3 protein-coding genes are annotated in these 1,013 nt (G+C 73.2%); all 3 read left to right on the top strand.

Annotated elements, in window-relative coordinates:
* On the top strand, nucleotides 1–419 hold a 419-nt coding region (locus tag ACFU99_RS44605), incomplete at its 5' end, for a glycoside hydrolase family 15 protein (protein ID WP_384404654.1).
* Entirely contained in the window at nucleotides 416–655 is a 240-nt protein-coding gene (locus ACFU99_RS44600; RefSeq protein ID WP_384404652.1) for a hypothetical protein, read from the top strand. The genes ACFU99_RS44605 and ACFU99_RS44600, both read left to right, overlap by 4 nt.
* An 80-nt stretch (nucleotides 656–735) precedes the next feature.
* A partial coding sequence (locus ACFU99_RS44595; protein ID WP_384404650.1) for a hypothetical protein occupies nucleotides 736–1,013 on the top strand: 278 nt, incomplete at its 3' end.

The raw sequence follows: 1,013 nt of genomic DNA, 5'->3' as shown, positions 1-1,013 counted from the left end.
AGGACGGCTTCGTGCTGCGCTACCCGACGAGCGGCGACGACGCGGGCGTGGACGGGCTGGAGGGCGACGAAGGGGCCTTCCTCGCCTGCTCGTTCTGGCTCGCCGACGACCTCGCGATGATCGGCCGGGTGGACGAGGCGCGCAAGCTGTTCGGCAAGCTCCTCTCGCTCCGCAACGACCTCGGGCTGCTCGCCGAGGAATGGGACCCCCACCTCCAGCGCCAACTGGGCAACTTCCCGCAGGCGTTCAGCCACAGTGGGCTGGTCACCACCGCTTTCCTCCTTGAGCGCCTGGGCGCCGGGCGACCGCAGGTGGCACCCGCCCGGGCCATCGGCCAGCCGTGCCCGCCGGCGGGCGGGCCGGCGCGCACCGCGAGCGTCGTCCTGCCCTCGGACAGCGCCGCGGGGCGGGGCCTGTGAACCTCCAGGCGCCCCTGGCGCACCTGGTCTTCTCGGACGGTGCCGTGTGGCTGGCGCCCGTACTGCGCGCCATCCTCACGCCCTGGCGTGGCCGGTCCCTGACCCCGGTTGGCCAGTCGTACGCCGCCTTTCACGACGGCCCCCTCCCGACCCGGCCCCACCAGCGCCACCACCCGGACCAACCCACGGCTCCGCCCGTCCCGGATTCCGCGCTGGCGACGGAGGAACAACGGTGACCGCGGCCCGGCAGGCCAGGGCCCCGCCCTCGCCCGACCGCACGAAGCCCACCGCTGTCCCTCTCACGTAAGGAAGTTCCTTGACCCTGCAACTCCTGACCCCCGTTCCGCAGACTCCGGATACGGCCGAGGTGCCCCTCGCCCTGACCCTGGTGACCATCCCGGCGGCACCCCCCGCGCTCGCCCCCGGTGACGAGGAAGGCGACCACTACGACGAGGCCCGCCAGGTCACCCTCGACGCCAGCGGCGTACCGCTGGCCACCTACCGTTCCGCCCACACCAGCGTCATCACGTTCACCGGTGGCTCCATGGGGCCGGATGAGCGGGAGGACCGCATCAGCGCAGCCGAGACCTGGTG

This window comes from Streptomyces sp. NPDC057654 (assembly GCF_042800135.1).
Classification (GTDB): domain Bacteria; phylum Actinomycetota; class Actinomycetes; order Streptomycetales; family Streptomycetaceae; genus Streptomyces.
The sequence above is the reverse complement of the archived record's forward strand: the minus strand, read 5'-3'. Positions and strand labels throughout refer to the sequence as shown.